This window comes from Burkholderia sp. IMCC1007, assembly GCF_027257875.1.
Taxonomy (GTDB): domain Bacteria; phylum Pseudomonadota; class Gammaproteobacteria; order Burkholderiales; family Burkholderiaceae; genus Burkholderia.
On record NZ_JAPVQY010000049.1, the window covers coordinates 35700 to 61101 of the forward strand.

At 68.1% G+C, this 25402-nt stretch carries 20 protein-coding genes, 1 tRNA gene and 1 pseudogene; 13 read left to right on the forward strand and 9 right to left on the reverse strand.

Going from position 1 to position 25402, the window contains the following annotated elements; translation table 11 throughout:
- The first annotated feature begins 103 nt into the window (after positions 1-103).
- Positions 104-182 (forward strand) — tRNA-Ile (locus tag O1Q03_RS30430).
- A gap of 314 nt (positions 183-496) precedes the next feature.
- Entirely contained in the window at positions 497-2047 is a 1551-nt protein-coding gene (locus O1Q03_RS30435) for a phospholipase D family protein (protein WP_269507866.1), read from the forward strand.
- 59 nt (positions 2048-2106) lie between these two features.
- Here the strand turns inward: O1Q03_RS30435 and O1Q03_RS30440 are convergent, their stop codons facing one another.
- From O1Q03_RS30440 to O1Q03_RS30470, 7 genes are all read right to left on the reverse strand, one after another.
- On the reverse strand, positions 2107-2403 hold the full coding sequence (locus O1Q03_RS30440) for a hypothetical protein (RefSeq protein WP_269507867.1): 297 nt from the start codon (positions 2401-2403) through the stop codon (positions 2107-2109).
- A 44-nt stretch (positions 2404-2447) separates the two neighbouring features.
- Positions 2448-3137 (reverse strand): response regulator, encoded by a 690-nt coding sequence (locus O1Q03_RS30445; RefSeq protein WP_269507868.1) that lies wholly within the window; start codon positions 3135-3137, stop codon positions 2448-2450.
- Complete coding sequence (locus O1Q03_RS30450; protein ID WP_269507869.1) at positions 3134-4567, reverse strand: efflux transporter outer membrane subunit; 1434 nt, start codon at positions 4565-4567, stop codon at positions 3134-3136. The genes O1Q03_RS30445 and O1Q03_RS30450 overlap by 4 nt, the downstream gene beginning before the upstream one ends.
- Before the next feature lie 4 nt (positions 4568-4571).
- Positions 4572-7715, reverse strand: coding sequence for a multidrug efflux RND transporter permease subunit (locus tag O1Q03_RS30455; protein WP_269507870.1), 3144 nt, complete (start codon positions 7713-7715; stop codon positions 4572-4574).
- Positions 7716-7735: 20 nt separating this feature from the next.
- Entirely contained in the window at positions 7736-8896 is a 1161-nt protein-coding gene (locus tag O1Q03_RS30460) for an efflux RND transporter periplasmic adaptor subunit (protein ID WP_269507871.1), read from the reverse strand.
- A 388-nt stretch (positions 8897-9284) separates the two neighbouring features.
- Positions 9285-11765, reverse strand: a complete 2481-nt coding sequence (locus O1Q03_RS30465) for a mechanosensitive ion channel family protein (protein ID WP_269507872.1) — start codon at positions 11763-11765, stop codon at positions 9285-9287.
- A gap of 350 nt (positions 11766-12115) precedes the next feature.
- Complete coding sequence (locus O1Q03_RS30470; RefSeq protein WP_442865889.1) at positions 12116-13069, reverse strand: LLM class oxidoreductase; 954 nt, start codon at positions 13067-13069, stop codon at positions 12116-12118.
- A gap of 162 nt (positions 13070-13231) precedes the next feature.
- Here O1Q03_RS30470 and O1Q03_RS30475 point away from each other — a divergent pair, with 162 nt between their 5' ends.
- The 5 genes from O1Q03_RS30475 (at position 13232) to O1Q03_RS30495 (ending at position 18157) form a co-directional block, all read left to right on the forward strand.
- Complete coding sequence (locus O1Q03_RS30475; RefSeq protein WP_269507874.1) at positions 13232-13630, forward strand: lysozyme inhibitor LprI family protein; 399 nt, start codon at positions 13232-13234, stop codon at positions 13628-13630.
- Between the two features lie 923 nt (positions 13631-14553).
- Positions 14554-15456, forward strand: coding sequence for an NAD-dependent protein deacetylase (locus O1Q03_RS30480; protein WP_269507875.1), 903 nt, complete (start codon positions 14554-14556; stop codon positions 15454-15456).
- Entirely contained in the window at positions 15453-16103 is a 651-nt protein-coding gene (locus O1Q03_RS30485) for a DUF938 domain-containing protein (RefSeq protein ID WP_269507876.1), read from the forward strand. Before O1Q03_RS30480 ends, O1Q03_RS30485 begins: the two co-directional genes overlap by 4 nt.
- A gap of 97 nt (positions 16104-16200) precedes the next feature.
- Entirely contained in the window at positions 16201-17613 is a 1413-nt protein-coding gene (gene gndA / locus O1Q03_RS30490; RefSeq protein ID WP_269507877.1) for an NADP-dependent phosphogluconate dehydrogenase, read from the forward strand.
- Positions 17614-17812: 199 nt separating this feature from the next.
- Complete coding sequence (locus O1Q03_RS30495) at positions 17813-18157, forward strand: DUF4148 domain-containing protein (protein WP_269507878.1); 345 nt, start codon at positions 17813-17815, stop codon at positions 18155-18157.
- Positions 18158-18258: 101 nt separating this feature from the next.
- On the opposite strand, the gene O1Q03_RS30500 is transcribed toward O1Q03_RS30495, so the two are convergent.
- Entirely contained in the window at positions 18259-18579 is a 321-nt protein-coding gene (locus tag O1Q03_RS30500; protein ID WP_269507879.1) for a hypothetical protein, read from the reverse strand.
- A 413-nt stretch (positions 18580-18992) separates the two neighbouring features.
- Between O1Q03_RS30500 and O1Q03_RS30505 the strand changes: the two genes are divergently transcribed.
- A complete protein-coding gene (locus O1Q03_RS30505) occupies positions 18993-19727 on the forward strand; it encodes a peptidoglycan DD-metalloendopeptidase family protein (protein ID WP_269507880.1) in 735 nt (244 codons plus the stop codon).
- Positions 19728-19775: 48 nt separating this feature from the next.
- On the opposite strand, the gene O1Q03_RS30510 is transcribed toward O1Q03_RS30505, so the two are convergent.
- On the reverse strand, positions 19776-20414 hold the full coding sequence (locus O1Q03_RS30510; RefSeq protein WP_269507881.1) for a Pr6Pr family membrane protein: 639 nt from the start codon (positions 20412-20414) through the stop codon (positions 19776-19778).
- Positions 20415-20646: 232 nt separating this feature from the next.
- Between O1Q03_RS30510 and O1Q03_RS30515 the strand changes: the two genes are divergently transcribed.
- The 5 genes and pseudogenes from O1Q03_RS30515 to O1Q03_RS30535 form a co-directional block, all read left to right on the forward strand.
- Positions 20647-21180, forward strand: coding sequence for a cytochrome b (locus O1Q03_RS30515; protein ID WP_269507882.1), 534 nt, complete (start codon positions 20647-20649; stop codon positions 21178-21180).
- Positions 21181-21337: 157 nt separating this feature from the next.
- Complete coding sequence (locus O1Q03_RS30520; RefSeq protein WP_269507883.1) at positions 21338-21706, forward strand: DUF2946 family protein; 369 nt, start codon at positions 21338-21340, stop codon at positions 21704-21706.
- 84 nt (positions 21707-21790) lie between these two features.
- Complete coding sequence (locus tag O1Q03_RS30525) at positions 21791-23917, forward strand: TonB-dependent copper receptor (protein WP_269507884.1); 2127 nt, start codon at positions 21791-21793, stop codon at positions 23915-23917.
- A gap of 219 nt (positions 23918-24136) precedes the next feature.
- Positions 24137-25231, forward strand: a complete 1095-nt coding sequence (locus O1Q03_RS30530; protein ID WP_269507885.1) for a triacylglycerol lipase — start codon at positions 24137-24139, stop codon at positions 25229-25231.
- Between the two features lie 3 nt (positions 25232-25234).
- Positions 25235-25402: pseudogene (locus O1Q03_RS30535) on the forward strand (lipase secretion chaperone); the annotation flags it as partial.

Below are 25402 nucleotides of genomic sequence, written 5' to 3' on the forward strand. Positions count from 1 at the left end.
CGCATGACGCCGGTGGCGTTTGTCCCCTCTGCCGTCTTTGTTGTTACAATGCCGGCCCGGCCTCGTTGCCGGGGCAGCGTGTAGCACGCTTTGCTTCTCGTCTGGGCCCCTAGCTCATGCTTGGTTAGAGCAGCGAACTCATAATTCGTTGGTGCCGGGTTCGACTCCCGGGGGGCCCACCAGATTCGCTCCCGTGGTTGTATGGGGAAGCCTCGAAAAACCCGCGATGCCGCCCGGCGTCGCGGGTTTTTCTTTTGGTGCGTCGCCTGAACGTGTCGAACGTATTGAACGCGCTCGCGCCGGCGCCGCATGTCGCATCTTCGCCACCGGGGAAACACGGAAAGCGTGCCGTCCCGATATCAATCGAAGTATGCTGTAGCGCGATCCGGTCGCACGCTGGTCCGTTCAGCGCGCGCACCGTGGACCAAGGCCGCGCTCCGTCCGGCAGTCAGAACAAACACAATCCGACTTCGCCCGACAGTGGGGGGCGGCCAACATGATCATGCTGCGTTCGTGGGTTGCGTTTCTGTCGTTGCTGATGCTCGCCGCGTGCGCGAGCCTGCCGCCGCAGGCCGAGCGCGCGCCGACGCATGCATTCACGGATACCGAGCACACGCGCCTCGGCACGGCATTTCGTCAGCAGGCGGCCGCCCATCCGGGGCAGGACGCGTTTCATCTGCTGCGCGACCCGGTCGATGCGCTCGATGCGCGCGTGCTGCTCGCCGATCGCGCGGACCGCTCGCTGGACCTTCAGTACTACATCTGGCACGACGACCTGACCGGGCATGAGCTCGCGGATGCGATCATGCGCGCGGCCGATCGAGGGGTACGCGTGCGCGTGCTGCTCGACGATCTCGGCACGAACGCGGACGACCGCAAGCTGCTCGAAATCAGTTCGCATCCGAACATCGACATTCGGCTTTTCAATCCGGTTGCGACGCGCCGCTTCAAGAAGATCGGCACGGTGTTCGAATTCGCGCGCGTCAATCGGCGCATGCACAACAAGGCGATGATCGCGGACAACCAGGCGGCGATCATCGGCGGCCGCAATATCGGCGACGAGTACTTCGGCGCGTCGTCGATGCTGGAGTTCGGCGATCTCGACGTCGTCGTGCACGGCCCGGTCGTGAACGACATCTCGAACGAATTCGATACGTTCTGGAATTCGCCGTATGCGTATCCGATCGACGCGCTGGTCGGGCATGACGCGCCACCGGGCGGACTCGATCAGGAGCGCGCACGATTGCGCGATTACCTGCGCGCGATGGAAGACAATCCGTACGTGCTCGAGGCGCGGCACCGGCTCGACCAGATCGTGCACGGCGACGGCACGGAACTCTCGTGGGGGCATGCCACGCTGCTGTACGACGATCCCGCGAAGATCGCGCGGGCGCCGAAGGACGCCGCAGGGCACCTGATGCCGCAGCTGCGCGCGCTTGCGCTGCGGCCCGAGCACGAGTTGCTGATCGTGTCGCCGTATTTCGTGCCGGGCAAGGACATGGTCGAACGGCTGCATGCGCTCACTGCGCGCGGCGTGCGCGTGACGATCCTGACGAACTCGCTCGCATCGACCGACGTCGCGGCCGTGCATGCCGGCTACCGGCGCTATCGGCGCGACCTGCTGGAGGCCGGCGTGCGGCTTTACGAGCGCCGGCCGTTCGGCGACAAGAGCATCTCGAAGCAGGTCATCATCGGTTCGTCGCGCGCGTCGCTGCATGCGAAGACGTATGTGTTCGATCGCAAGAGCATCTTCATCGGGTCGATGAATCTCGACCCGCGCTCGCTGAACCTCAACACCGAGATCGGCGTGTATTGCGAGAGTCCGGCGATCGCGTCCGAAGTCGCGAACGACCTGGAGCCGCGGCTCGATCGCATCGCGTGGCGCGTCGAACCGAGGACGGACCCGGCGGGGAACGGGCAGCTCAAGTGGATACAGACCGACGCGGACGGGAAGGTGACCGAGCTCGACCACGAGCCGGAAGTGTCCGCGACGCGGCGGATGGAAGTGTGGTTTCTCGGCCTGTTTCCGATCGAGTCGCAGCTGTGAGCGATGATGCGGGCGTCCGGCGACGCCTGTCTTCGTTGCCGGATGCCCGCGGGCTTGTGCTACCGAATGGCCCTGCTCGTGCTCGAGACGTCGCCACATGCGCTGTAGCGGTCGCTACCGCTGCCGTTATTGCCCGACGTGACATCGTGCAGCCGCGCCGCGTGGCGCATCCGGCGAATCAGCCTGGCGAGATCGATGGCCGCTGCGATGAGCCCGATCAGCAGCATCGTCAGGAGAACGACATAGGTCGACGCATCGTGATATATCGCATCGCTCGGCCACGCGAGCGGATGACGCAGCGCGCCGACGATCATCGCAGCGGTGCCTGCCGCCATGCCGACGACGATCGCCAGCAACGTGGTCGCCGTCCCGATTGGCCGGCTGCGTGTCGCCGGCCGCTTCATTGCGCGCCTCGCAGCCGATACCCGACGCCGCGCATCACTTCGGGCATGCCGTGCGCGCCGGCCTGTTCGAGCTTCTTGCGCAGCCGGCACACGTGGCTGTCGATCGTGCGCTCCAGCGCGTTGACGTCGGCCGAGCACGCGTCGAGCAGCTCGCTACGCGTGAACACGCGGCTCGGCGAGCGCGCCATGTGCGAGAGCAGCCGGAATTCCGTGAGCGTCAGCGAAACCGGCACGTCGGCCGATTCGGTGCGCACGCGCACCAGATAGCTGTCGGTGTCGATCTCGAGGTTGCCGACCCGCAGCGCGCGTGCCGACGGCGGCGTGCGCGAGCGATGCAGGATCGCACGCAGGCGTGCAACCACCTCGGCCGGATTGAACGGCTTCACGATGTAGTCGTCCGCGCCGGCGCCCAACGCGCGCAGCCTGTCGATGTCGCGATCGAACGCGGTGATCATGACGACCGGCGTATTGCAGCGCCGCCGCAGTTCGGTCAGGACGCCCAGGCCGTTCTTGCCCGGCAGTTTGACGTCGAGCAGGATCAGGTCGGGCGTCAGGTGCGGCTGCACGTCCAGCACGGCTTGCCCGTTGCCGACGCGGTAGGTGCGAAAGCCGTCGTGACTGAGATATGCGTCGAGGATCTCGGAGATGTCGGGCTCGTCCTCGGCGATCAGGATCAGCGCGTTCATGATTGCTGCGCCACGCTGTCCGACGGCGCGACGTCGGTGTCGGTCAATCCGCCGCCGAGCGCCTTGTAGAGCGCGACGGCGTTGGCGAGCTCGCTGCGGCGCAGGTCGAGCAGCGCCTGCCGCGCCGCGTACAGCTGACGCTGCGAGTCGAGCAGTTCGAGCCGCCCCTCGACGCCCGCGCGATAGCGCAGGGTCGACAGGTCGGTGCGGCGTTCGGCGGAGCTCACCACACGCGTCTGCGCTTCGATCTGCCGGCCGAAGGTTTCGCGTCCGGCGATGCCGTCGGCCACTTCGCGGAACGCGGCCTGGATCGCGCGTTCGTACTCGGCGACCGCAGTGGACTTGCGCACTTCCGCGAGACGCAACGCCGAACGCAGCTGGCCGCCCTGGAAGATCGGGACGGTGACCTGCGGCGCGAAGCTCCATACGCGCTGGCCGCCGTCGAACAGGCTGCCCAGCGCCGGGCTGAGGAACCCGATCGACGACGTGAGCGACAGCCGCGGAAAGAATGCGGCGCGCGCCGCGCCGATGTCGGCGTTGGCCGCGACGAGGTTCTGCTCGGCCTGCTGGATGTCGGGCCGGCGGAACAGCAGTTCGGACGGCAGGCCGGCCGGCAGTTGCGTCATCACCGGCTGACGCTCGAGCGGCAGCGGCTCGGGCAGATCCTTCGGCGGCTCGCTGCCGAGCAGCAAGCGCATCGCATTGCGCGCCTGCTCGACGGCGCGCGTGCGCGCTTCCAGATCGGCCGTTGCGCTCGCAACCTGGCCTTCGGCCTGCGCGATGTCGACGCCGCTCGCCTGATGCGCGTCCTTCAGGCGGCGCGCGAGTTCGAGCGACTGCTGCCAGTCGCCGAGCGTGCGCTCGGCGAGCTGGCGCTGCTCGTGGGCGAGGCGTTCCGCGAAGTACGCGTCCGCCACCGCCCCGACGAGCGAGATCTGCACCGCGCGGCGGCCGTGATCGGTCGCGAGATAGCGGGCGAACGCCGCATCCGACAGCGACTTCACGCGGCCGAACAGGTCGATCTCGAACGCGCTGATCCCGACGTTGACGCCATACTGGTTCTGCGTCGATTCGAGTAGCGGCGGATTCGACTGCGTGTCGGCCGCGCTGCGTTGGCGCGTGAAGTTCGCGCCCGCGCCGATCGACGGCAGGCGCGCGGCGCGCTGGATGCCGTACTGCGCTTCGGCGGCCTCGACGTTCAGCGCCGCCACGCGCAGATCGCGATTGTTCAGCAGCGCCACTTCGATCAGACGCTGCAGGCGGCGATCGCCGAACATCGTGCGCCAGCCGAGATCGGCCGCGTTCGCGTGCTGGTCGGCGGCAGCGGTGGCCGTGTAGGCCGTCGGCACCGGCATCGCGGGTTTCACGAGCGCCGGCGCGAGCGAGCACGCCGACAACGCGAGGACAACGGGAAGAATAAGCAATCGCATGGTATCAACCTTGTTGTTCGTTATGCTGACCGACGGGTTTGCGACGGCCGCTCCGCCATGCGCCGATGCGCTCCTGGATGCTCATCACGAACACGAAGAACACCGGCACGAAGAAAATGGCCAGCACCGTGGCGGTCACCATCCCGCCGAACACGCCGGTGCCGATCGCGTGCTGCGTTTCGGCGCTCGCGCCGGTCGCGATCATCAGCGGCACCACGCCGAGGCCGAACGCGAGCGACGTCATCAGGATCGGGCGCAGCCGCAGCTTCGACGATTCCACGGCTGCCTCGATCAATCCCTTGCCTTCCTCGCGCAACTGCTTCGCGAATTCGACGATCAGGATCGCGTTCTTCGCGGACAGGCCGATCACGGTGATCATCCCGACCTTGAAGAACACGTCGTTCGGCAGGCCGCGCAACAACACCGCGCCGATCGCGCCGATCAGGCCGAGCGGCACCACCAGCATCACCGACAGCGGGATCGACCAGCTCTCGTACAGCGCGGCGAGCACCAGGAACACGACGATCATCGACAGCGCCATCAGCATCGGCGCCTGTGATGCCGAATCGCGTTCCTGCAGCGACTGGCCGGTCCACTCGACCGCGAAGCCGGGCGGCAGTTGCGCGGCAAGACGCTCCATCTCGGCCATCGCCGCGCCGCTCGACTGGCCGGGCGCCGCGTTGCCCGAGATGCGCGCGGACGGATAGCCCTTGAAGCGCACCATCTGCAGCGGCGTGTCGGCCCACACCGGGCGCACCACTTCGGACAGCGGCACCATGCCGCCGGCCGCGTTGCGCACGTACAGCTTCATCACGTTGTCGATCTGCATGCGCGCCGGTGCGTCGGCCTGGATGATCACCTGCTGCATGCGGCCCGCGTTCGGGAAGTCGTTCACGTAGGTCGAGCCCATCGCGGTGGACAGCGTGTCGCTGAGCGTCGTGAACGACACGCCGAGCGCCTCCGCCTTCGCACGGTCGATCTCGAGGCGGATGCTCGTGCCGGCCGGCAGGCTGTCCGGGTACACGCCGGTCACGACCTTGCTTTGCGCGGCGAGTTCGAGCAGCTTCGCTTCAGCGGCCTTGAGTGCCGCATTGCCCTGATTCGCGCGGTCTTCCAGGCGCATCGAGAAGCCCGAGCTGTTGCCGAGTTCGTCGATCGCGGGCGGTAGCAGGCTCATCACCATGCCTTCGGTGGCGCCGGCCATCGCCTGTTGCGCGAGCGCGCCTTCTTCGAGCGTCGACGAGCCGCCGCGATTCTTCCAGTCCTTCATGACCGACCAGTTGAGCGCCGCGTTCGAACCTTGCCCGGAGAAGCCGTAGCCGATCACGGAAATGCTCGACTCGATTGCCGGACGCGAAGCAAGATGCTTCTCGAGCGTCTTGACCACATCGAGCGTACGTTCGGCGGTAGCGTCTGCAGGCAGCAGAAAGCTGGTGATGAAGTAGCCCTGGTCCTCCTCCGGCAGGAACGACGACGGCAGGCTGCGGAAGCCGAACACCAGCGCGCCCGCGATCGCGACGAACACCAGCATCACGCGGCCCGTGCGGCCGACCAGCCGGCCGACGCGCGTCGCGTACCATTGCGTCAGGCGGTCGAAGCGGCGGTTGAACCAGCCGAAGAAGCCGCGCTTCTCGTGATGGCCCGGCTCGAGCGGCTTGAGCATCGTCGCGCACAGGGGCGGCGTGAGCGTCAGCGCCAGCAGCGCGGAGAACAGGATCGACACGGCCATCGACAGCGTGAACTGCTTGTAGATCACGCCGACCGACCCGCTCGCCATCGCCATCGGCAGGAATACCGCGGTCAGTACCAGCGTGATGCCGATGATCGCGCCGGTGATTTCCTTCATCGCCTTCGACGTCGCGTCCTTCGGCGACAGGCCTTCCTCCGCCATCAGCCGCTCGACGTTCTCGACGACGACGATCGCATCGTCGACGATGATGCCGATCGCGAGCACCATGCCGAACATCGTCAGCACGTTGATCGAGAAGCCGGTCAGCAGCATCACCGTGAAGGTGCCGAGCATCGCCACCGGCGCGACGATGGCCGGGATCAGCGTGTAGCGCACGCTCTGCAGGAACAGGTACATCACGAGGAACACGAGCACCATCGCCTCGAACAGCGTCGCGATCACCTTCTCGATCGAGATCTTCACGAACGGCGACGTGTCGAACGGAATCGAGTAGGTCATGCCCGACGGCATCGACTTGCTCAGTTCGGCCATGCGCGCGCGGATCGCGTCCGCGGTCTTCACCGCGTTCGCGCCCGGCGCGAGCTGGATGCCGGCGAGGGTGGCCGGCTTGCCGTTCTCGCGACTGACGAACGTGTAGTTCTGCGAGCCGAGTTCGACGCGCGCGACGTCGCCGAGCACGACCTTCGAGCCGTCCGCGTTCGCGCGCAGCACGACCTTCGCGAATGCTTCCGGCGTCGTGAGCTGGCCCTGCGCGGTGAGCGGCACGGTGACGCGCTGGCCCGGCAGCGCGGGCAGCGCGCCGAGGTTGCCCGGCGCGATCTGCACGTTCTGCTGGCCGATCGCGGTCGTCAGGTCGTTCATCGACAGACCGAAATTGATCAGCTTCTGCGGATCGACCCAGATGCGCATCGCGCGTTCGGAGCCGAACTGCAGCACCCGCCCGACGCCGTCGATTCGCCGCAGCTCCTCGGACACGCTGCGCGCCATGTAGTCGGCCAGTGCGCCTGCGTCGAAGCGGCCGTTGTCGGAGCGCAGGCCGATCAGCATCAGGAAGCCGGACGACGCGGATTCGACGATCAGCCCGTTCTGGCGCACGGCCGCAGGCAGGCGCGGCTCGACGGACTTGATCTTGTTCTGCACGTCGACCTGCGCCAGCTCCGGATTGGTGCCGGGCTTGAACGTCACGGTGATCTGTGCGGCGCCGGACGTATCGGCCGACGATTCGAAGTACAGCAGGTTCTTGACGCCGGACAGCTCGCGCTCGATGAGGCTCAGCACGCCGTCATTCATCGTCTGGGGCGTGGCACCCGGGTAGCTCGCGAAGATCATGACGGACGGCGGCGCGACCGACGGGTAGCGCGCGACCGGCAGTTGCGGGATCGCGATCAGCCCCGTCAGGATGATGAAGAGTGCGATGACCCACGCAAAGACCGGGCGGCGGATAAAGAATTCAGCCATGATTCGAGGCTCCTTGTGGGTCAGTGCGCGGACGCGGTGGCGGCCGCGTCAGGCGACTTCCAGTCGGTTGCGGCGGTCGGCGTGCCGTCGATCAGGCGCTCCATCCCTTCGACGACGATCTTCTGGCCGGCCTGCAGGCCCGACTTGATGCGATAGCTGCGGTTCGTCAGCTCGCCGATCTCGACGGCCTTCAGATGCGCGGTGCCCTTCGCGTCGAGCACCCAGACCTGCGGCTTGCCGCCGGCGCGCACGACGGCCTGCTGCGGCACCGTCACGGCATTCGCGTAGTGCAAGCGCGGAATGCGGGCGCGCACGTACATGCCGGGCAGCAGTTGGCGCTTCGGGTTGTCGACCAGCACGCGCAGCAGCACGTCGCCGGTGCCCGGATCGACGTTCACGCCCGAGAACAGCATGCGGCCGCGCGCGTCGTAACGCGTGTCGTCGTCGCGCAGCACGTCGACCGGCAGGCCGTTGCTGCCCGACGCTTCCGGCTGCGCGGCGAGCGCGCCGCGCAGCGCGTCGAGCGACGCGGCCGGCTGGCGCACGTCCACGTAGACCTGGTCGATCTGCTGGATGCGCGCCATCGGCTGGCTGTCGGCGCTCGATACCAGTGCGCCTTCGGTCACGAGCGCCTGGTCGATGCGGCCGGCGATCGGCGCTTCCACCGTCGCGAATTTCAGGTCGAGCTGGCGGCGCGCGAGCGTCGCGCGCGCCTGCGCGACGTCGGCGGCGGCCTGGTCGCGTTGCGATACGGCGTCGTCGTACACCTGGCGGCTGATCGCATCGGCTTCCACGAGCGGCTTGAAGCGAGCCGTCTGCACCTTCGCGCGTTCGAGCGCCGCCTGCGCGCGCTGCAGCGACGCGGCGGCCGTGTCCATGTCGGCCTTGAACGGCGCGGGGTTGATCTGGAACAGCGGCTGGCCGGCACGCACTTCGGTGCCTTGCTCGAACAGCCGGCGCTGCACGATGCCGCTGACCTGCGGCCGGATTTCAGCGATTCGGACGGCCGCGACGCGGCCCGGCAGATCCTCGGTCACGTCGAGGCGCGCGGCGGTCAGCGTCATCGCTGCGACCGGCGTGGCCGGCGTGGCGGCCTGTTGCCGGGCCGGTCCGCAACCCGCCAGCAGGGCCGCGAGCAGCGCACCTGCGGCGCCGTAGCGGCATCGTTGTTGATTTTTCATGGCGACTCCAGAAAGTGCAGGCAGCCCACTGCCTGCTTTGATGGGCTGGAGTCTGAGGCGCCTGGTTGGCGTCTTTTATGCGGGAAGATGGAGATTCGATGGAGACGGCGAAAGAACCGGAAAGTCAGGTCGGCTCGGGGAGGGCGCGAGGCGGGGCGCTGCGGAGTGGTTCCGTCTGACGAACCGATCGCGCGTGGCATCGCGATCGGCGCGTCGGTTCACGGTGCCGAAGACGCTGGGGCAGCGGGTGGCGCAGCGGCCGTCGGCGCGAAGCCGGCCGCGCCGGCGAGCGCATCGAAGCGCGTGCCGCGCGCGAAGAAAACCGCCGCGCGCTGAGCGCGGCGGTCAAGCTCTCAAGAAGCGGATAACGCCGCCGGCTTCGGCGCGATCAGTCCGGCTGGCGCGACGTTGGCGGTGGTGGTGGCGCGGGCTGCGGCGGTTCGGCGGCCGGCGTGCCGGCGGCGTGGTCGCCGTTCCCATTGCTCTCGTCGTTGCCGGGCGCTGCAGGCCGCGAACCCGGGTCATACGCGACGACACTGCGTTGCGGATTCGCGATCCGGATCCCGCGTTCGGCGAACATCACCGCGATCCGCCGGTTGAATTCGCGTTGCACGCCCCAGCGCGCCGAGTCCGTGCACTGCACTTGCCCCGCCAGCGCGATCGTCGCGCCGTCGACCTGGTCGATGCCCCAGTAGCTGAAGTCCGACAGGATGCCGTCCTTGTAATTCGGGTCCTCGCGCAGCGCGGCGCCGATCTCCTTCAACGTCGCGATCGCGCGATCGATGTCCTGGCCGTACGCGATGCTGACCTTCACGGCCGCGTTGCCGAGCCCGCGATTCGTGTTGTTGACGGTCGTCACCGAACTGAACGGGATCGTGTACAGCGATCCGTCGCCCGCGCGCAGCCGCACCGTGCGGATCGACAGGTATTCGACCGTGCCGGACACGCCGGCGAGCGTGACCCAGTCGCCGACCTGCATCGCGTTTTCCATCAGCAGGAAGATTCCGGTGATGAAATCCTGCACGAGCTTCTGCGAGCCGAAGCCGAGCGCGACGCCGAAGATGCTCGCGCCGGCGAGCAGCGGGCCGATGTTCACGCCGATTTCGCTGAGGCCCGTCAGCACGACGACGAGCGCGATCATGATGAACAGCAGCGAGCGCAGCATCGGCAGCAGTGTGCGCAGCCGCGCGGCCCGCACGAGATTGCCTTCGCGGGTCCATAGCTGCAGGCGGCGCTCGATCGCGATGTTCGCGGCTTCCCACACGATCAGCGCGACGCCGGCCGCGATCGCGATCGTGATCAGCGCCGACGCGAGCCGATGGCCGATCGTGCCGCGCTCGAATGCGTGGAAGATCGGCACGCCCCAGATCTGCAGCAGCAGCGCGACGGTCACGACGGCGATCACCGCCGACACGATCTGGCGCAGCAGCGGGTAGTAGCGATAGGCGTGAAGGTGGACGAGCGTGCGATCGTCGTCGCGGCGCTGGAACAGCCGCGCGAGCGCGCCGAACACGACGATCGACACGATTCGCATGGCGATCATCACGGCGATCGAGCGGCCGCCGAGCGCGATCAGCACGCGATAGCCGTTGTGGACGTCGAGCGCCCATACGAACCACAGCGCCATCACGATGAACACCGACACGGGCGCCCACGCGTCGGCGAGCGCATTGCCGACCATCGCGAAGGCCGGGCGGTCCTCGCACGCCGCGCGGATGCGCGCGGCGACCGGCCGGCGGCACTGCAGGATCAGCGCCGAGACCATCAGGTGGCCGACGAGCGCGACGGCCTTCAGCAGCGCGAGGTGGCCGGCGTCGCTCAGGCCGAAGCTCGCGGCGATCTCGACCGCGGCCGTGCAGGCGCCGACGACGATCGCGATTCGCGCGATCGAGCGCTGCGCGAACGCGGCCCATGCATCGCTGATGTGCACCAGCCGCAGTTGCCGCGCATCGGGCTGGAAGAACAGCCGGCTGACGATCGTCACAAGGCGGCAGATCACATAGATGTCGATCAGCGATTCGAGCGCGCTCCGGACCGGTGTGCCGGCATCGTCGAGGACCGACATCGTCAGGCTTGCAACACCGACGAACACCAGCAGCGGCACGACCCGCAACGCGAGGCCGACCAGCGCGCGCGGCATCCGGCGCAGCAGGGTCGTGTGGCGGCGCGCGTGGCCGCGGCCTTGCGACGACGAGTGGCTCGCGTCCCGCGTGCCGGGCTGGCCGGTGGAGCCGGGCGGCGCAGGCTCTGGCGCGGTGTCGTCGTCGTCGGGCTCATGCGATTCGGCCTCCGTGTGCCGCGACGCTTCGGCGCGACGCGCGGTGAGTGCGGCCAGCGCGCGCCGCAGCAGCCGCCTCGCGAACCATTCGACGACGAATGCGGGCACGAGCACGGCGACGATGGTCAGGATCGCGCGCATGAGATCCGCACGCGCGTCGGCGCTGACCAGCCGGTCGTGCCACCAGGTTCCGACCGAGCCGACTTCGAGCAGCGAGTGCAGCGATTCGTTCAGCGCGCCGCCGATTTGCGCCGCCCAGTGCGAGCCCTGCCGGACGACCATCGACGCGAGCCCGTTCGTCGTGAGCGCGACGGGTGCCGCGGCCGACGACGCGCCGCTGGCCGCGGCTGCGCCGCTCGCGGGAATCGCGGGCGTCGTCAGCACGCCGACGGCCGCGATCGCACGCAGAGTCGTCTCGACCTGTTCGCGTTCGCGCGGGTTTTGCAGCACGGAGAGCGCCTGCTGCGCCTGTTGCGGCGTCAGCGCGGGCGTGGCGCCGGAGGCGGCCGACGCAGCGGCCGGGGCAGGGGCGGCCGCATGGGCGGCCGATACGACGGCGGCAAGCAGCCAGCCGAGCAGGAAATGTCGCATGGATAGGCATGCGGGCGCGCTTTGACACGCGGCCCGCCGGTCTGGACGATGGACGGAAGTTAACATGATCGCGACCGGAACCGAATAGTTCCGTCGACCAATTTCGAAACGGGCTTGCGGCAGGCGCGACAGGCGTGTGCGGCTCGCCGGAAGATGCGCATCGGACGGGAAATCGTGTGGCCGCGAATGCTTGCGGCTCACGCTTCGGGAATGGCGTTCGTGCGCGACCTCGGCCTGTGACCGGGCGGCCTCGATGGCGCTCGAGCCGGGAACGCAACGTGCTCGCTGGCGATGGCTGACGTGATGCCTTCAGCCATGGCCGCACGGAGTCGATTCGAATTCCTGATGAATCAGCCGTGTTCGTCATGGAAGATCGGCAGCACGTGCTCGGCGATTTCCTCGATGATCTCGCGTACGGGCCGGTCCGAGCCGGGGTTCAGCGTGACGTGATGCGTGCCGGCCGCGCGCATGTCGCGCAGGATGTCGATCAGCGCGTGCCGGCCGGTCGCATAACCGAGCGGCAGCGCGGTGGCCGGCGCATTGCGGTTCGACGCGAGATCGAGCCGCATCGATACGCCGAACGCGCGAAATGCCGGCTGCGGCAGCCGGTCGACGGCGGCGCGCCACATCGAATAGCGGGCGCGCTGCGTGTCCGGATCGCGGTGATACGTCATCCAGCCGATCGCATTTCGCGCGATCCAGTCGACGCTCTGTCCGCCCGAGCCGACCGCGAGCATCGGCACCGCGTCGTCGCCGCGCGGCAGCAGCGCGAACTCGGGCGCGTCGGGCGGCGCTTCGTCGGGCAGCACGCGCGACGGCACGCCGAGCGCGGCCGCGACGATTTCCCAGTGCCGGCGATACCGGTCGCGTCGCGTTTGCGCATCCACGCCGAACGCTGCATATTCGGGCGGCCGGTCGCCGGAGCCGAGCCCGAGGATGAAGCGCGAACCGGACAGCGTCGCGACCGACAGCGCGCCTTTCGCGATATGCAGCGGGTGGCGCAGCGGCAGCACGATCGCCCCGCTGGCCAGCACGATCCGGCGCGTGCGCGACGCGAGCGCGCCGAGCAGCACCCACGGATCGAGATGCCCGACCGGGTCGGGATAGTCGGCGCTGTTCAGCGGCACGTCGCGAATCCACAGTGCGCGAAAGCCGAGCGCATCGGCAAGCGCTGCGAGTTCGAGCTGCTCGTTGAAATCCGCGACGGTGTTGCCGCTGCGAAGCAGCGGCAGCGTCAGGCCGATCGACAGCCGCTCGGCCGAGAAGACGCGGTGCGCGACGTCGGCGCGGTCGGGCAGGGACATGTCCATTCCTTGAAGACGGGTGAGGCAGGGCCGTTACGCGAGTCGTGCCGTGCCCGCATGCTAACGTGTTTGCGCGCGGCTTGCGGCGTGTGCGGGCCGGCAATCGGACGCATCGGCGGTTCCGGCATAATCGGCGCGTTCCGTCATCACGCAATGATCAGAATGAACGCACGTCGACAGAAGATGGCCGGCCTCGCGGCGAGCGTGGTGTGGTCTGCGGTGGCATGCAGCGCTGTCGCGGAAGACGCGCCGCACGCCGATATCTGCAAGACCGCCGAAGAGTCGGGCGTCACGGCCGACATTCTCAATTGCCTCGGACTGAAATACGATGCGGCCGACAAGCGGCTGAACGCGGTCTACAACGCGAAGATGGCGAGCCTCGACGAAGCGGGCAAGCTGAAGCTGCGCAACGACGAGCGTCGCTGGCTCAAGGCGCGGGATGCCCGCTGCGCGGAGTCGCGGCAGCCCGATGCAGGCGGCACGCTCGGGCGCGTCGAGCACCACAGTTGCATCGTCGACGAAACCGAACGCCGCGTGAAGGCGCTCGAAGCCTATCGTTGATCGGGGCGCTTCAGTCGCGCGATCGACTGTAAGAGGATCGTCAGCATCCTCTCGACGCCACACCGCGTTCCATTCCTGTAACACGACGGTCACGGCAAACGCCGCGTGCCGCCGTCGAGCGCGCGGGGCCTTTCCCGTCGTTTCACTTTCGAAACGTTCGCGTGGTTTCATCGCGGCCCGATTGCCGCGCGGCCATTTCACCTGCCCGCGCGGCCTTGTGCCGCGAAGCATGGTGCGCTCCTTGCATATCCATCTGGGCCGTGAGCGCGATCGCCGGCGAAGTCGGTCCGGCAATCGCTTCAGTAGGTCGGATGCATAGAAGACGGGGACAAGAGAATGAAAACATACCGAATCGCAACGCACCGTGTTGCAAACATGAATCGCCGACCTGCCCGTGGCTTCGCTTCGCCGCTGATCGTGGCGACATGAGCACACGGCTTTCCGTTCCATCCGATCGAATCGGGTTCGTTCCGGACGACGACGTGCAGGCTTGACGCACGAGGCCGACCGTGCCAGTCGGCCGTCGGGGATGAACTGCTGGTGCACGCAGATGGGCAAGCATGACTTCCGGATCGTTGATTCGACACGCAAGACGCGAGCGCGACGCATGCATCGATGCGTCGCACGCGCCGCATGGCGGCGATCCGCGCGACATCGGGCAACCGAAGACGTAGTTGAGGGGAAAGGTCCGCCGGCCGCATCGCGGCGGATGCGACGACACCGTGCTGTCAGTTGATCCACTACCCCGATGGATCAATTGTTGAAGCGCCCATCGCCATGTGGTCGATGGGCGTCTTTTTTTGTGCGCCGGGCTGCCGCGCGGAGCGCCGGCCGGATCGCACGGCGTTCTGTATCATGTGCTGGCGCGCTGGCCGCCCGTGCGGGCGCACGGCCTGCCGGCGCCCCGATCACGCACCGCCGCCATGAACGATTCCGCCTTGCACGACCCTTCCTCCGCCGGCCTCGAGCCGGCCGCGCTCGATGCGCTGCACACGTTCGTCGAGCGCCATCCGCGGCTGCTCGTGCTGACCGGCGCCGGCATCAGCACGGATTCCGGCATTCCCGGCTATCGCGACCGCAACGGTCAATGGATGCGCTCGCCGCCGATCCAGCTGCACGAATTCCTCGGTTCCGACGCGGCGCGCCGACGCTACTGGGCGCGCAGCATGATCGGCTGGCCGGTGGTCGGCCGCGCGCAGCCGAACCGCTCGCACGCCGCGCTCGCGCGGCTCGGCGGCGCCGGCCGGATCGAGCGGCTCGTCACGCAGAACGTCGACGGGCTGCATCAGCGCGCGGGCAGCGGCGACGTGATCGAACTGCACGGCGGGATCAACGGCGTCACTTGCCTCGATTGCGGCGCGCATCATGCACGCGCGACGATCCAGACCGTCCTCGAAACGGATAACCCCGAACTGCTCGGCGCGCAGGCGGAGCCGGCCGCCGACGGCGACGCGCACCTCGAATGGGCCGCGCTCGACACGTTCCGCATTCCGGCCTGTCCCGCGTGCGGCGGGCTGCTGAAGCCGGCGGTCGTGTTCTTCGGCGAGAACGTGCCGCGCGAACGCGTCGCGCTGGCGTCGCAGGCGCTCGACGCGGCCGATGCGCTGCTCGTCGTCGGTTCGTCGCTGATGGTGTATTCGGGCTACCGCTTCTGCGTGTGGGCGCAGGCGCAGAACAAGCCGGTTGCCGCGCTGAACCTCGGCCACACGCGCGCCGACCCGATGCTGACGCTGAAGGTCGAGGCGCGCTGCGCGCCCGCGCTCGATGCGCTGACGGCGCGGCTGGGCGTCGGCGTTGGCGATACCGCGCCGGAGCGTGCATCGTGAGCGGGCCGACGTCGTCGCCGGATGCACCCGATCCGTCCGCGCGGCTGTCGGCGCCCGCGGCCGAGCGCAACCGCGAACCGATTCTCGACGTGCTGCGCCGCGTGCTGCCGGCGCGCGGCGACGTGCTCGAGATCGCGAGCGGCACGGGGCAGCATGCGGTCCATTTCGCGCAGGCATTGCCGGCGCTGCACTGGCAGCCGAGCGACCCCGACGCGCACGCGCGCCGCTCGATCGCCGCGTGGGTTGCGCATGCGGGCCTCCCGAACCTGGCCGAGCCGCTCGCGTTCGACGTGCGCGACGCGGCGTGGCCGAGCGCGGCGCTCGATGCGATCGTCTGCATCAACATGATCCACATCTCGCCGTGGGCGTGCACCGACGCGCTGTTCGCCGGCGCGGCGCGCGCGCTGCGCCCGGCAGGCGTATTGTTCCTGTATGGCCCGTATCGCCGCGAAGGCCGGCACACGGCGCCGTCGAACGAAGCATTCGACCTGCAGCTGCGCAGCCGCGACCCGTCGTGGGGCGTGCGCGATCTCGAGACCGTCGTCGCGCTCGGCCTCGACCGCGGGCTCGATTGCATCGAGGTCGTCGAGATGCCGGCGAACAACCTGAGCGTCGTGTTCCGGCGCCTGCCGCACGCCGAGCAGTGACACGCATCCGCGCAGCGTGGCCGGGTTTCCACTATCCTCTCGCCTGTGCGCGCGGCCCGGGTCGGGTCGCGCCCTGTTTTTTCCGGAGAATTGAATAATGGGCAAACAAGCAATCGGTGTGATCGGCCTCGCGGTGATGGGCCGCAATCTCGCACTCAATATCGAGAGCCGCGGTTACGCGGTATCGGTGTACAACCGCAGCCGCGAGAAAACCGACGAACTGATCGCCGAATTCCCCGGCCGCAATCTGGTGCCGACCTATACGCTCGAGGAGTTCGTCGCGTCGCTCGAAACGCCGCGCCGGATCCTGATGATGGTGAAGGCCGGCGAAGCGACCGACGCGACGATCGCGTCGCTCAAGCCGCTGCTCGAGAAGGGCGACGTGCTGATCGACGGCGGCAACACGCATTTCACCGACACGATCCGCCGCAACCAGGAACTCGCGCAGTCGGGCCTGCACTTCATCGGCACCGGCGTGTCGGGCGGCGAGGAGGGCGCGCTGCGCGGCCCGTCGATCATGCCCGGCGGCCAGCGCGATGCGTACGACCTGGTCGAGCCGATCCTCAAGCAGATCGCCGCGAAGGCGCCGTCGGACGGCGAGCCGTGCGTCGCGTACATGGGCCCGGACGGTGCGGGCCACTACGTGAAGATGGTCCACAACGGGATCGAATACGGCGACATGCAGCTGATCGCCGAAAGCTACTCGGTGCTGAAGGACGTCGCGGGCCTGACCAACGAAGAACTCGGCGCGGTGTACACCGAGTGGAACCAGGGCGAGCTCGACAGCTACCTGATCGAGATCACGTCGAAGATCTTCGGCAAGAAGGACGAAGAGACCGGCAAGCACCTCGTCGACGTGATCCTCGATCGCGCCGCGCAGAAGGGCACCGGCAAGTGGACGAGCCAGAACGCGCTGGATCTCGGCGTGCCGCTGCCGCTCATCACCGAGTCGGTGTTCGCGCGCGTGCTGTCGTCGCTGAAGACGGAGCGCGTCGCGGCCAGCAAGATCCTGTCGGGCCCTGCCGCCGCGCCGTTCGACGGCGATCGCGCCGCGTTCGTCGTAGCGGTGCGCCGCGCGCTGTACCTGAGCAAGGTGATCTCGTACGCACAGGGCTTCGCGCAACTGCGCACGGCATCCGAAGAGTACGGCTGGAACCTCGACCTCGGGACGATCGCGAAGATCTTCCGCGCAGGCTGCATCATCCGCGCGCGCTTCCTGCAGAAGATCACGGACGCGTACGCGAAGGATCCGGCGCTCGCGAACCTGCTGCTCGACCCGTACTTCAAGGACATCGCCGCGAACTACCAGGCATCGCTGCGCGACGTCGTGGTCGCCGCGGTGAAGGCAGGCGTGCCGGTGCCGGCGTTCGCGTCGGCGGTCGCGTACTTCGACAGCTACCGTTCCGAACGGCTGCCGGCGAACCTTGTGCAGGCGCAGCGAGATTTCTTCGGCGCGCATACGTTCGAGCGGACCGACAAGCCGGGCAGCTTCCACGCGAACTGGTCGTAACCGGCCGCGACGGCGGTATTGTTGCGAAATTCTATTCTTTGAGTAGGGTTTTTGATTGCCGGATCCCGGAATTGTTGGCTCCGCAGAAACAGTGTTTTCGTTCTTTCATGGTTTTCCCTAGGGGACGCGAGGACTAAACTCTGTTCCATCGCTGCAGACATGGTGTGTGCGGCGGAGCAAAAAAATTCCGGAGGTAATCATGAAATCGCTGATCGCAACGTTCGCTGCAGCTGCCGTCCTCGCCGTTCCCGCCGTGTCGTTCGCTCAACAGAACGCGCCCGTCACCCGTGCGCAGGTGAAGGCCGAGCTGTCGGCTCTGCAACAAGCCGGCTACAAGCTGGGTAGCGACCGTACGGACTACCCGGCAGGCATCCAGGCCGCTGAAGCCCGTCTGAACCCGCAACAGAGCGTCGCCGCTGCCGATACCACCGGCTACGGTGCACAACCGGTCGGCCAGCAAGAGTCGGGCGCACCGGCCGCTGCGAAGACCGGCTGGCAAGTCAAGCGCGTGTCGGATGGCGCACCCGTCTACAAGGGTCGTTGATTGAACGGCCGCCCGAGCGGCCTGATCGAACCCGAAGTACAAGCAGCCCGTCGTTCCGGATCGCGGAACGACGGGCTGTTTTCATTGGTGGGCCGGCCCTGTCAGTGCAGCGGCCGCGGACCGCGACCGATCGCCGCGAACGGCCCGCCGGCCGGCTCCAGCGCCTGCAGCCACGTTTCGTCGTAACCGCTGAGCGAGTCGAGCGCGTCGCGCAGCCGCTCGATCGCAATGATCGGCAGCTCGACGCTGTGGCGGGTGGCTCCCGTCAGATGCGTGACGCTCGCCAGCTGAACGAGCGCATCGGCCGCTTCGGCGACGTCCGTGGCGAACAGCAGGTGTCGGTTGAGCAATTCGACGAGGCCGCTGGAACCGGCGAAATCCTCGGCATTGAGCTGCACGGATAGAAACGTCGCGTTGTTCATGATGATCTCCTCGTTATCGCTGGATCGCGCTGCATTTCGCAGTATAGGAGGCGTCCGGCGGAGACGCGGCGGGTGGCTCGATGGCCGATCCGCGCGGCCTCGCGGTCCGGCGCAAGCCCGCGGGAGGGGCCGCCAGGCGCGGCTTGCGAGCCGCAGCCTCCCCGTGTGCGGCGCCGCAGGAATGTTGCCGGAACGCGCGGGTGCCGCGGTCCTGACCACGACAAATGGTATCTTTGCCGATCGGAGCGACGCGAAAAGGGGCCGGTGAGCCCGTTCGCGTCGACGTTCCGCTGTGGAAACTGACGGCCGCGAACGCGGTCGGATAACTGGTCGGTCCGGCTTCTGTGCCGGACATCGTGCGTCGCGCGCCGGGGGGCGGTGGGCGGCGCGACGACGCAACTCCGGGAGGACCCTTGAAAAAAAATATTCCGATCCACGATTCCCTGGCGCGCTGGCTGCCGCAGGCGGCACTCGTCGCCGCGGCCGCCGCGCTGACGGGCTGCACGATGACGCCGTGGACCGACAGCTGGCAGCCGGTGCGCCCGTCGACGCGGGCCTCGGTCGCCACGCCGGGCGTGATCGCCGGCTACTACCGCGTGAATCCGGGCGACACGCTCGCCGGCATCGCGGCGGCCTACGGCCAGCGCGTGCAGGACGTCGCCAGCTGGAACCACATGGCGCCCACCGACGCCGTGTCGCCGGGCCAGGTGCTGCGCGTCGCGCCGCCGCCGGCCGCGACGTCGTTGGGGCAGCCGTCCGCAGCCGCCGCACAACCCGGCTCGCTCGCCTGGCCGGCCACGGGCAGTGTCGTGACGTCGTTTTCGCCCGGCAAGACGCGCGGCATCGTGATCGCCGCATCCGGGCCCGATCGTTCGGTGCGTGCGGCGGCAAACGGGCGCGTGGTGTATGCGGGGTCGGGCGTGAAGGCTTACGGGCCGCTCGTGATCCTGAAGCACGATAACGGGCTCATCACGGCCTACGGGCACAACGGCCAACTGCTCGTCAACGAAGGCGACGCAGTGCGCGCGGGCCAGCCGGTCGCGCAGATGGGCACCGACGCGAGCGGCCGTGCGACCTTCGAGTTCGAAGTCCGGCAGAACGGCAAGGTCGTCGATCCGATGAACTTCCTGCCGCGCAACGGCGGCTGACCGGCCGCATCACGACGTGTGCGCCGTGCGGCGCACACGTTTCCGCCTTCATCCTTCGGTGAGCGTCGCGGCGCCGGACTGTCTCGCATGATTGCCGAGCCAGCGGATGCCGAGCGCGAGTCCCACCGCGCCGAGCGCGATCAGCGAGCACTGGATGGCCACGGGCACGTAGCCGTTCGGCCGCGGATCGACGAACGGGTACGGATACCAGTTTTCCACCGAACCGCGCACGAGCGTATAGCCGAGATAGACGAGCGGAAAGCCGAGCCACGCGAACGCGCTGCGCCACGCGATCGGCGAGCGCGGCTCGACGTACAGCCAGTCGCACAGCACCACGAGCGGCACGATGCGGTGCAGTACCCAGTTGTTGAAGGCCGGCGTGATGTGGCGCAGCGCATCGAGCCGTGCGAGCAGCAGCTCGTAGACGATCGCGGTAATCAGCACGTACAGCACGGCGGCGCCGCGCATCGATTCGTAGCGGGCCGAGCCCGGGCGCGCGATGCGCCGCAGCCCCACGGCCAGCATGGCGGCCGCGTAGAGGCTGCTCAGTTGCGTGAAGTAGCTAAGATAGTTGCCGAGATGAAAGCTCGGCATGGCCCAGTAGTTCGCGATGCTGTGCAGCGTGGTGGATACCGCGAGCAACGCGGCGATCAGCCGATAGGCCGCAACGAAGAACGCCTTGCTCATGATGGCCGCGTAACGTCGCACCAAAGCTCCATCGTGCCACAGCCGTTTGCGCGCGCGATGCGGACTTTCCATATGCCGGTGCGCGGCCGGGCGGGGCGGTTTCGATTCTTCGGTTATTTGACCCGGTCGAGCAACAGCATGCGCGCGGACGGCTACAATCGGGGCAGCCGCCGGGCCCAGGCCAGCCGCGGCGCGCTTTCCCGAATACAACACGAGAAATACGAGACGAAGCATGAGAAACATCCTTGCGAAACAGACGCGCTACAGCACGCCTGCGATCTTCTTTCACTGGGCCATCTTCCTGCTGGTGGCGCTGGCCTACCTGGCCATCGAGATTCGCGGGCCGAAAGGCAGCGACAGTCGCGTGTTCTGGATGAACGTGCATTTCCTGGCCGGTACGTTCGTGCTCGTGCTGTCGGTGTTGCGCGTGCTGTGGCGGATGGTCAGCCGCGTGCCGCAGGCCATTCCGCAGTCGGCGCTGCTGAAGTGGCTGTCGAAGCTCGCGCATTTCGCGCTGTACGTGTTCATCATTGCGCAGCCGCTGCTCGGCATCATGATGGTCAACATGGGCGGCAAGCCCGTGTCGCTCGACTGGATCGGCGTGTCGTTCACGCTGTTCGGCCCGGACAAGGCGCTGCGGCCGACGATCAAGGCAGCGCACGAGCTGATCGGCAATGCGTTCTACTTCGTGATCGGCCTGCATGCACTGGCCGCGCTCTATCACCATTTCATCCGGCGCGACGACGTGCTGCGGCGCATGGTGTGAGCGCCGCGCGCTGACGCCGCGCGGCGGCCCCGGGGGCGCTTGGTTGTGTTGACAACCATGCGCCCCCGGGCCGTTTACCGGCCCGCACGGCTGGCTATCGCGCCGAACATTCTGTAACATCGCGGCTGCTTTTACATTCCGCTTACGCACGCCGCGCATGTTGCATCGACATCGTCACCTGACCGCCTGGCTCGGCGTGTTCGCGATCTGGATCGCGATCGCAGCGCCGCTGGTGTCGCAGTGGCGCATCGCACAGGCGGCGACGCCCGCTGCAATCGTCTGCAGCGCGGAGCATGGCGCGCAGCGCTCGGCCGCTGCGGCCAGCGCGCACGAGCATGCGCTGCATCTCGACGCATGCGGATATTGCGCCTTCTTCGCGCACAGTCCCGCGATCGGCGGCCCGGCCGCCGCATCGTTCGCATTCGTCCCCGTCACAACGGTTTCCGCCGCCGCGCCGCAAGCCGTCGCGGCGCGCGACGATCGCTACCCGCGCGCATATCCGCGCGCACCGCCCGAGCGCGCCTGACGCGCTGTCTTCCGTTTTTTTCATCGCCGATATCCGTGCGGTCCGTCGAGACCGCGTGGAGGGCGTCACTCGGGCATTCGATCCATGAACACTTTCTCGTTGCGCGCGCCGACGGCGTCGCGCCATTCCCGTACGCGGCGCGTGCCGCGGATGCTGCAACTCACCGTTCCCGCGCTGGCCGTCAGCGCAATGACCGCGGCCGCTGCCGCCGAAGCCGCGGGCGCGGCCAATGCGCCGACCGACGACGCGTCCGTGCTGCCGCCCGTCGAGGTCGTCGCGTCGCCGCTGGCGACATCGCTCGTCGTCGTCACGGATCCGAAGACGCCGCGCCAGCCGCTGCCGGCGAGCGACGGGGCGGACTATCTGAAGACGATCCCCGGCTTCACGTCGATCCGCAGCGGCGGGACCAACGGCGACCCTGTGCTGCGCGGGATGTTCGGTTCGCGACTGAACATTCTCGCGAACGGGCTGCCGACGCTCGGCGCGTGTCCGAACCGGATGGACGCGCCGACTTCGTATATCGCGCCCGAAAGCTATGACAAGGTCACGGTCGTGAAGGGGCCGCAGACGGTGCTGTACGGTCCCGGCGCGTCGGCCGGCACCGTGCTGTTCGAACGCGTGACGCCGCGCTTCGAGCGGCCCGGCATGCGCTTCGAAGGCAGCGTGGTCGGCGGCTCGTTCGGCCGCAACGACCAGAACGTCGACGTGACGGCCGGCACGCCTGACGTGTACGGCCGCGTGACCGCGAACCATGCGCACGCGCAGGACTACGAGGACGGCAACGGCAATACGGTGCCGTCGCAATGGGACAAGTGGAACGCGGACGCGGCGCTCGGCTGGACCCCCGACGATCACACGCGGGTCGAACTGACGGCCGGCACCGGCGACGGCTACGCGCGCTATGCGGGGCGCGGGATGGACGGCGCGCATTTCCGTCGCGAGACGTTCGGCCTGTCGTTCGACAAGCGCCATCTCGGCGACGTGCTCGACCGGATCGACGCGCGCGTGTACTACAACGAGGCCGACCACGTGATGGACAACGACACGCTGCGGCAGCCCGATCCGGCCAGCAGCATGCCGATGCGCATGGCGTCCGAAGTGCGGCGCCGCACGCTCGGCGCACGCGCGGCGGCGACGTTTCGCTTCGGCGACGACTTCAAGCTCGTGACGGGCGTCGATGCGCAATCGAACCGGCTCGACGTGCGCTCGGCGATGGGACGGCAGAACTACGGCGACCAGCCGTGGAATGCGCAGGCGACGATGTGGAACGCGGGCGCGTTCGGCGAGCTGACGTGGTACGCGAGCGACGCGTCGCGCGTGATCGGCGGCGCGCGGGTCGACTACGCGAGCGCGCGCGACAAGCGTGCGACGACGGGCGGGATGATGATGAACAAGCCGAACCCGACCTTCGACGACGATCGCGCGCGCGTGCTGCCGAGCGGCTTCGTGCGCTACGAGCGCGATCTCGCGTCGCTGCCCGTCACCTGGTACGCGGGGATCGGTCACGCGGAACGCTATCCCGACTACTGGGAGCTGTTCTCCGCGCGGCGCGGTCCGGCCGGCTCGATCAACGCGTTCTCCGCGGTGCAGCCGGAGAAGACCACGCAGCTCGACATCGGCGCGCAGTACAAGAGCGACCGCTTCGACGCCTGGGTGTCGGCCTACGCCGGCTATGTGCAGGACTTCATCCTGTTCAACTACGCGGCCGGGATGATGGGCCCGACGACGCAGGCGACCAACGTCAACGCGCAGATCATGGGCGGCGAAGCCGGCGTGTCGTGGCGGCCGGTCGCGCCGCTGCGCGTCGAGACGTCGCTCGCGTATGCGTGGGGGCGCAACGTGGCGAGCGGCGAGCCGCTGCCGCAGATGCCGCCGCTCGAGGCGCGCGTCGCGCTCGAATACACGCGCGGTGCATGGTCGGCCGGCGGCCTGTGGCGAGTCGTTGCGCCGCAGCATCGCTATGCACTGAACGAGGGCAACGTGGTCGGCAAGGACTTCGGCCCGAGCGCCGGATTCGGCGTGCTGTCGCTGCACGCGCAGTACAACGTCAGCAAGAAGGTGCAGGTGTCGGTCGGCGTCGACAACGTGCTGAACAAGGCCTATGCCGAGCATCTGAACCTTGCCGGCAACGCGGGCTTCGGCTACCCGGCGAACGCGCCGGTGATGGAGCCGGGCCGTACCGCGTGGGTGCGCGTGAGCGCGAAGCTGTAACGTGCCGCGCATGTGCGATGCAGCATGCATGCGCGCGCACGCGGCCCCGCCTGAACGGGCGGGGCGCGTCAACCGATTAGAGAACCGTATCTAGTCGGGGCGCAAACGTTCGCGACTCGTGATTCACTCCCGCATTCGACGCGCACGGTGCCTGCGACGCATCGTGCCCGTCGATCCGATCTCATTCGCACCGGCAGCACAATAATCAGGAGAACATGCATGGCCAGATCGATGCGTACCAGGGTGGTGGCAGGGGCAGTGGCATGCGCGATGAGCGTTGCGCCGTTCGTCGGGACGACCACGGCGATGACGCTCGCGACGACGCACACGGTGCTGGCGGCAATCGCGCCGGCGGACAACTACGCGGCGACGCGCTATCCGATCATCCTCGTGCACGGGCTCACCGGCACCGACCGGTACGCCGGTGTGCTCGAGTACTGGTACGGCATCCAGGAGGATCTGCAGCAGCACGGTGCGAACGTCTATGTCGCGAACCTGTCGGGCTTCCAGAGCGACGACGGCCCGAACGGGCGCGGCGAACAGCTGCTCGCGTACGTGAAGACGGTGCTCGCCGCGACGGGCGCGACCAAGGTGAACCTGGTCGGCCACAGCCAGGGCGGCCTCACGTCGCGCTATGTCGCGGCGGTGGCGCCCGATCTCGTCGCGTCGGTGACGACCATCGGCACGCCGCATCGCGGCTCCGAATTCGCCGACTTCGTGCAGAGCGTGCTCGCGAACGATCCGACCGGCCTGTCGTCGTCGGTGATCGCCGCGTTCGTCAATGTGTTCGGCATCCTGACGAGCAGCAACCACAACACCGACCAGGATGCGCTCGCCGCGTTGAAGACGCTGACGACCGCCCAGGCCGCCGCGTACAACCAGAATTATCCGAGCGCCGGCCTCGGCGCGCCGGGCAGTTGCCAGACGGGCGCGCCGACGGAGACGGTCGGCGGCAACACGCATCTGCTGTATTCGTGGGCCGGCACGGCGATCCAGCCGACCCTCTCCGCGTTCGGCGTCACGGGCGCGACGGATACCAGCACGATTCCGTTGATCGACCCGGCCAACGCGCTCGACCTGTCGACGCTCGCGCTGCTCGGCACCGGCACGGTGATGATCAATCGCGGCTCGGGCCAGAACGACGGGCTGGTGTCGAAGTGCAGCGCGCTGTACGGGAAGGTGCTCGGCACCAACTACAAGTGGAACCACCTCGACGAGATCAACCAGTTGCTCGGCGTGCGCGGCGCGTATGCGGAGGATCCGGTCGCGGTGATCCGCACGCATGCGAACCGGCTGAAGCTCGCGGGCGTGTGATCGATGACGGCACGTGAAGGACGCGCGCCGCTCGCGCGGCGCGTGGCGCTCTATGGCGCGGTGGGGCTCGCGGCGATTGCCGGCGCGGCACTCTGGAGCGGCGCGGCATCGCATCGCGGCGCCGCCGCCACGCGCCCGTCGGCCGATGCGGCCGCGCTCGGCGGCATGGCC